The sequence below is a fragment of the Capsulimonas sp. genome, assembly GCF_039929585.1.
Classification (GTDB): Bacteria; Armatimonadota; Armatimonadia; order Armatimonadales; family Capsulimonadaceae; genus Capsulimonas.
The window spans coordinates 1-6,881 of record NZ_JBDSQY010000311.1 but is presented as its reverse complement, the minus strand read 5'-3'; the positions used below and the strand labels follow the sequence as shown (position 1 = coordinate 6,881).

General features: G+C 60.0%; 6 protein-coding genes and 1 tRNA gene. 3 read left to right on the top strand and 4 right to left on the bottom strand.

Going from position 1 to position 6,881, the window contains the following annotated elements; all coding sequences use genetic code 11:
* The 4 genes from ABIZ35_RS23965 to ABIZ35_RS23950 form a co-directional block, all read right to left on the bottom strand.
* Positions 1 to 593, bottom strand: a 593-nt coding sequence (locus tag ABIZ35_RS23965; protein WP_348222451.1) for a hypothetical protein, incomplete at its 3' end; no start/stop codon positions are given.
* Between the two features lie 32 nt (positions 594 to 625).
* Complete coding sequence (locus ABIZ35_RS23960; protein WP_348222450.1) at positions 626 to 1,345, bottom strand: lysophospholipid acyltransferase family protein; 720 nt, start codon at positions 1,343 to 1,345, stop codon at positions 626 to 628.
* A gap of 3 nt (positions 1,346 to 1,348) precedes the next feature.
* Positions 1,349 to 2,668, bottom strand: a complete 1,320-nt coding sequence (locus ABIZ35_RS23955; protein WP_348222449.1) for an MFS transporter — start codon at positions 2,666 to 2,668, stop codon at positions 1,349 to 1,351.
* A gap of 300 nt (positions 2,669 to 2,968) precedes the next feature.
* Positions 2,969 to 4,759 carry a long-chain fatty acid--CoA ligase gene (locus tag ABIZ35_RS23950; protein ID WP_348222448.1) on the bottom strand — a complete coding sequence of 597 codons (1,791 nt, stop codon included), beginning with the start codon at positions 4,757 to 4,759 and terminating at the stop codon, positions 2,969 to 2,971.
* 225 nt (positions 4,760 to 4,984) lie between these two features.
* Between ABIZ35_RS23950 and ABIZ35_RS23945 the strand changes: the two genes are divergently transcribed.
* The 3 genes from ABIZ35_RS23945 to ABIZ35_RS23935 form a co-directional block, all read left to right on the top strand.
* Positions 4,985 to 5,078: transfer RNA gene (locus tag ABIZ35_RS23945), tRNA-Ser, on the top strand.
* A gap of 67 nt (positions 5,079 to 5,145) precedes the next feature.
* The gene (locus tag ABIZ35_RS23940; RefSeq protein WP_348222447.1) at positions 5,146 to 5,838 is read left to right on the top strand and encodes a hypothetical protein; all 693 of its coding nucleotides are present in this window, start codon (positions 5,146 to 5,148) and stop codon (positions 5,836 to 5,838) included.
* Between the two features lie 12 nt (positions 5,839 to 5,850).
* The coding region (locus ABIZ35_RS23935; RefSeq protein WP_348222446.1) for a PIG-L family deacetylase at positions 5,851 to 6,881 on the top strand (1,031 nt) is incomplete at its 3' end.

Below are 6,881 nucleotides of genomic sequence, written 5' to 3'. Positions count from 1 at the left end.
GGGGGATCGGGAACCTTCTTGTTCCGCTGGCGCGGGAAAAGATCTGAAATCTCGACCAGGAACGTCAGGGTTCGCTGCGGGGCGGTCACGGCTGTTTCCAGCGCCTTGAAGTCCGCATCGCGTCCGGCGGAGTCGGCGAAATTTCGCTGCTCTAGAAATCCACGCCAGCGCGCCTCAGTCCCGGGAGTTACCCAGGTGACAACGCCAGTTTGACGCCGCGTCTCGCCCAGAATGCCTCCGGCGCGATATTGATAGGCGCGGCGCGAAGGAGCGAGGATGTCGATAAAATCTTGCTTGGACTTGCCGATCTCCCGGCCTTTGTCCAGATTGTCCAGCAACTCGCGGTCCGTAGGGATCAGTAAAGGGTGCAGTGTGCGCGGATCGCGAGCCGCGATGTTGACATCGGACGACTGTGTCGTCACTCCGCCGGGCGTCGTCGCCGTCCCTGGAAGGGTGACGGGGGCGGGCTGCAGGGGAGCAGGCGTCGCGTCGACGGGGGTGTTATCACCCAGCTGCGCGTGTGCGCTGTTTCCGCCCAGAAGAACGGCGGTGAGGGCCGCCGCGGCGAGGAAGGAGGCATTCAATCGTGTCATATCTCTATTGTGTGTTTTTCCCATCGCCCTTGTCAAGAAGCAACGGCTCCATCCGTAGTTTTACTGTGTTCGACAAAAGTTTTCTCTCGTTTGTTTCGTCTTTCGCGCACGGCGTCTACCGGCGGCGGCGCCTGATCCGTCAACGCTGCGAGCGCGAGGCCTAGCTCTCGTGTGATTTCCTCAATTGCCTGGCTGCGCGGCAGGGAAGCGAACTTCGACGGATGAATCGGCTCACCGAACTTCACCGTGACAGGATGCTTGCTAAACTGCGGCTTTTTTGCGGCGTAAGGCAGCATCTCATTGGCGTGTTGGATTCCGATCGGGACGATCGGGACGCCGGCGCGCATGGCGAGCATGGCGGCGCCGGGCTGAAGCCGCTGGAGCTTCCCGTCCTGCGCGCAACGTCCCTCGGGGAAGATAATGATCGGCTCCCCGCGCTTCAGGCAATCTTCGGCGCGGCGCAGGGCCGCGCGATCCGCGCTGTCCCGCTTGATGGGGAAGGCGTGGAAGTGATGAAAGAACCAGCCGAAGACAGGCGTCTCGAACAATTCGGATTTGCCGATGAACCAGGCGCGGCGGGGGAGGGTGACAAACATCGTTGGCGGGTCGGCGTCCGTGGTATGGTTCGGGCAGTAAATCAAGCCGCCTGTTTGCGGAACATTGTGCTCGCCGCTGGAGCGAAGGCGCCCGTAAATGCGAATCATTACGCGCAGCACGGTAAAGACGATGGGATAGAACAAAAAGTAAATCATAAGTTAGCTCGTCGTCGCCGCGTTATTTCTCGCGGCGCTGAGTTGAAGATGCCGTTCGATTTCGGCGGCGGCAAGCTCCGGCCGCAGACGGTTGATCACAGCGAGCGCTCCTAGGATACAGACGAAGCAGACGCCGAAGATCATACGCTCGCCGTAATGGTTGATCAGCGCGCCGGTGACGAGCACCGAAACGGGGCCAACGATACTGAGCGCCGTTGTCTGAAGCCCCGTGAAAAATCCGATCTCCTCGCACGGAACGAGCCGCGTGAGCAGGGGGTATGCCGATGCGTTCTGCGCCGCCGTGCCGAGGCCCGCGAAGAACAGCACGATCGCCACGGAGGGGAGGCTGTTTACCCACAGGCCGTTGATGGCTGCGAGGCCGATCATCGCGACTCCAATCGTCATCATGGCCTTCGGGCCGATCTTATCGGAAAGCCAGCCGCAGGGCACTCCGCCGATCGCCGTGGCCACCATCAGGATCAGCACCATATGCAGCGCTTGATCGTCGGTGCAGTGGGTGATGCTCTTGATAAACGGAGTCAGCTGCGGAACGACGGCGCTTGTTCCCGCGCCGTAGCAAAAGTACATGATCAAGAATAGACGAGCCTGCCGCAGTGTCGTGAGCCCTCTTGTCGCCGCCGACATTTCTCCCCAATAACTGAGATGATGGATCGCCGGCTCATCCTGTTCTCCCGTAATTCCACTCGTTGTCGGCGTTTCCCGTGTTGTTGCACAGGTCGCCGCCGTCAGGACGATCATGAGCAGAGCAACCAGCGCAAATCGATAGACGATCGGGATCGGCAGTAAGAGAACGACAACTTGCCCTAGCGCGCCAACGAGAAACCAGATCCCCGAAACACGTCCACGCTGCCGCGCGGGCGTGATGTCGGCCATCAGCGATTGGTAGGGGTCAATGAAGAAGTTGAAGACCAGCGTGGAGAGGAAGATACAGGCGACGATTCCTCCCAGCCGCAGCGGCGCGGGAAGCGCCGCCGCCAGCGGCGTGAGCAGCAGAAAGAGCGCGGACAGCGGCGCGAACAGGATCATGAACGGGCGGCGCCGTCCCCAGCGCGTGCGCAGCCGGTCACTCGCGGAGCCGACCAGGGGCTGAAGAATAGCGCCTTCGAAGGAATGCGTCTCCGCAAGAATCCCCTTCAGCATGGCGTTGTGCGTGTAGCTCCCCAGCCAGAGCGGCAGGATAAAGTTGTTGAACGCATAAAACGCGCCGACGCCGAGGTTCGCCAGACTGTACGCCAAAATTGCCGGCAGGGACAGTGGCGCCGCTTCTCGGGATGAACTCTGATTTTCCAGCGTTGCGCTCATAAATATTTTTCTTGGTCGGCTACAGTATACGATTAAGAAGCGCCGGCGGTTAAAACCGCGCCTACGAAGGCGCCAAAACCCACCTCCGTGGGTTAAAGGCTGTAGATCGCATGTCATGATCTTCGAGTAAAAGCATTTAGTCCACGTAGGTGGACTTTGGCGCTCTCGTAGGCGCGGTTTTAACCGCCGGCGCCTCTTGAAATTGTCGTTATTCGCTCGCCCTGATACCCTCTGGCGTTTAACCCCCGCGCCTCTTCCGGGATCTTCCCGCCGCCACATATTTAAGACTCACGCTCCAGTTTAAGACTCACGCTCCAGCAGGCGTCCGTAGTTCTCGCTGACGACTTTGCGTTTGATCTTCATCGTTGGGGTCAGTTCACCGTTCTCGATGCTGAGCGCCTTTTCCAGCAGTGCGATCCGTTTGATCTTTTCGTAGTCGGCGAGATTGCCGGAGAGCTTGTCGATCTCGGTTTTGATCAATTTGCGAACGGCGGGATCGGCGGCCATTTCGCTGGGGCTCATCTTTTCCTTGCCCTGCTCCTGCGCCCATGTCTTGAGCTTGTCGAAGCTGGGCAGAACGAGCGCGCTGACGCCGCCGGACTTATCGCCGAGCAGGACGATCTCGCTAATGAAGGGGCTTTGCTTCATGAGCGACTCGATCGGCTGAGGGGCGACGTTCTTGCCGTTCGCCAGCACGATAATGTCTTTCTTACGATCCGTGATCTTGACGTAACCCTCGGAGTCGATAACGCCGATATCGCCTGTGTGGAACCAGCCGTCGGCGTCGATGACATCCTTGGTCGCTTCGGGGTTGTTCCAGTAGCCGCGCATGACATTCGGGCCGCGCGTCAGCAGCTCGCCGTCTCCGGCGACTTTGATCGTCGCGCCGAAGCCGGCGATACCGACCGTGCCGATCTTTGCCCGTCCATACGGATTGGTGGCGCAGGCCGCCGTGGTCTCGGTCAGTCCCCAGCCTTCCAGGATCGGGATGCCGATGGCGTTGAAGAAGCCGGCGGTCTTGGCGTTGAGCGGCGCGCCGCCGCTGACAAAGAACTTGAGCTTGCCGCCGAACTTGTCGCGCAGTTTGGAAAGCACGAGCTTCTCGGCGATGGCGTGCTTGATCAGGAGCATCGGCGAAACGGATTGCCCGGCGTTGCGGCGCTCGGCGACGGCGCCACCGACCTCGATCGCCCAGGCGAAGGCTTTTTGCTTGTTTTCGGGCTCCTTGGCGATAGTGTCCGTCACACGCTCATGAATGCTTTCGAAGACGCGCGGCACGCATTGCATGACGGTCGGCTTGGCGAACGCCATGTTGTCAATCAGCTTGAAAATACTGTCGTTGTAGTAGGTATGCGACCCCATGGCAAGCGACAGACTGTAGGTGACGCGCTCGAAGACATGGCAAAGCGGCAGGAACGAGAGAAAAGTGTCATTCGGCGGGGTGACTGGAAACGCATTGATTGCGCCCTCAATTGCCGTGCCCATATTGGCGTGCGTGAGCATCGCGCCCTTCGGATTGCCCGTGGTGCCGGAGGTATAGACGAGGCTCATCAGGTCGTCGAGCTTGACCGAGTCGCGCCGCGCTTCAAAGCTTTCTTCGAGCGTCGCGCGGTCGCCTTCAAGCATCACGGCGTCAAACGAGAGCACGTCGCCCTTGGCCGAGCTTTCCTCCATCGTCACGAAGACCGTGAGGCCGGGACACTGCTCGCGGGAGACGTTCGCCTTTTGCAGCTGCTTGGCGTCGGAGACGATCATCGCCTTGGCGCCGCTGTCGGCGAGAATGTGCGCGACCTGCGCCGGCGGCAGGGTTGAGTAGATGGGAACCGTGACGGCGCCGGACGAAAGGATGGCGATATCGGCGATCGCCCATTCGGTTCGGTTCTCGGAGAGGATCGCGACTCGGTCGCCGCGTTCAACTCCCAGCGCGCGCAGGCCGAGAGAAAAACGGCGGGCGCGCTCCTCCACTTCTTTGTAAGTGAGCGTGACCCAATCTTTGGTTTCCGGCGACTTGGCGGTCAGCGCCGGCCGGTCCGGATATTTGCGCGCGGACTCGGCGAAGTGCGCGGTGACGGTCTTTATTGTACTGGGCATTGCGCTGGTCTCCTCGGCGTGATCGCTGTGTAACGAGACTATTGTACCGCTCGTCCTGACTGGGCGGATGAGGCGAAAGGCCTAATTTTTGTTTGTTCTGGGAAATTTCTCGGCGCCTTATAGGATAGCGCGCGAGAGGGGATTTGTCAAGATTATTCGTGGCCGATGGCGTGCCGGTCTTGACATTCGCATCTCAATTGTGTTAGAATGGTCTTCGCGCATCAAGGAACGGTGTCCGAGTTGGTCGAAGGAGCACGACTGGAAATCGTGTAATGGGGTTAACTCTCATTCGTGGGTTCGAATCCCACCCGTTCCGCCATTTTCCTCTGAATTTCGCAATACTCTTACGGAAGCGGCTTCGGCCGCTAAAGGTACAGTCACCGCGGATGCCAAGCGCAGCCCTCATCGATCAATTGGTGGACGTTGCCGCGCGCCGATTGGGCGGCAACCTCCGACTCCTGGCTCTTTACGGATCCGCCGCCGACAATCCCCTGACGGCGCATGACCTTGACTTTTTTCTGGTCGTCGACGCCGTAGAAAACTGCGTGACATACGCCACGCGCGATTGCCGCGATCTCTACCCCAACGTCCAATTCTTTGTCGTGAACAGTCGCGAGTACGAGATCCTTCCCGCGTTTTACCGATTTCAATTCGCGTTCGCCAAGCAGCTGCGCGGAAACCTGACCCTGCCTGAGCCGAACCGTCGCGATGCGGAAGAGGCGATCCGCCATGGATTTACCGACACGCTGCGCACGATGCGTCAGCAGTTCAAGCGCCGCGAATGGGCCGCCGGAGACGACTGGGCGCGGCAGGTTTGGTGGAACTTAAAGAGCTTCAAATACGCCACATTAGATGTCTGCTGGCTGATACGTAAGGAACGGACGCGCGATGTGAACCGCGCCGCGCTGATCCTGGAAGCCGAAGGAATGAACTCCGCCGCCAAGGCTCTCAGTGAATGGCCGGAGCTGGAGGCCGCAGCCCAGCAACTGCTGACGAACCCAAAGGCCTGGCTGATGCGCTGGGAGCCACTGATCACAGCGGCTTACCTGGAGATCATGCCGCTTTTGACTTCGAAGTAACATTACCAAAATATGAATTTAACCAAACGCAAAGTACGCCAGAAACGGATTTTGACGGACGCCGAGCGGCTGAAGCGCCGCACGCGCCGCCGCGCCGTGGCGTGCGCCATGATGCTCCCCCCGTGCGTCGCCGGCGCTTTTGGCCTGACGATCGGCTACAACATCTGGGCGGGCAACAAGGCTGTCGCGGACACGAGCCAGTTTCACAAGATGGCGCCGCCGACCGCCGCGCAGTCGCTGCTAGTCTTTGCGCCGCATTGCGATGATGAGACCCTGGGCGCGGCTGGCCTGATGCGCCAAACGCTGCTCAACAAGGGCGATGTCCATGTGGCGATCCTCACGAACGGCGACGGTTTTCGGGTCAGCGTCGCGCGCGAGTTCCGCGAGCTGAGCGTGCCGACCAAGGACTTTATCCGGTACGCGTACATCCGCCAAAAGGAAGCGCAGACGGCGCTTGGCGTGCTAGGCGTCCCCAAATCCAATATCCAGTTCTTCGGATATCCCGATCGCGGCTTGATGCCGATGTGGACGACCAACTGGAGCGCGGATGAGCCCTTCACATCCGCGTTCACCCAGGCGGACCACTGTCCCTATGACAATTCGTACACGCCCAAGGCGGCTTACTGCGGCGAATCGCTGCTGAAGGATATCGAATCGCAGATGAACGCGGTCAAGCCGACCGATATTTACGTGACGCATCCGAACGACGACCATCCCGACCACGCCGCCGCCAGTGTCTTTGTCCGCACTGCTTTAGAACAATTGCGCTCGCAGGGCGTCGGCTGGGCGCAGCATGCGCAGCTGCACTACTACCTTGTGCATCGCGGCGACTGGCCTGTCCCGCAGGGTCTGCATGAAGATGTCGGCCTGCCGCCGCCGGCGCAGATGGTTTCGCTGGACACGCACTGGGAGGAATTCCCACTCACCAAGCGCGATACTCAGCGGAAATACGCCGCGATCAAGCGCTATCGGACCCAGACCGAGCTGACCGGCCGTTTCTTATATTCTTTCGTCCGCAAGAACGAGCTCTTTGGAACCCTGAA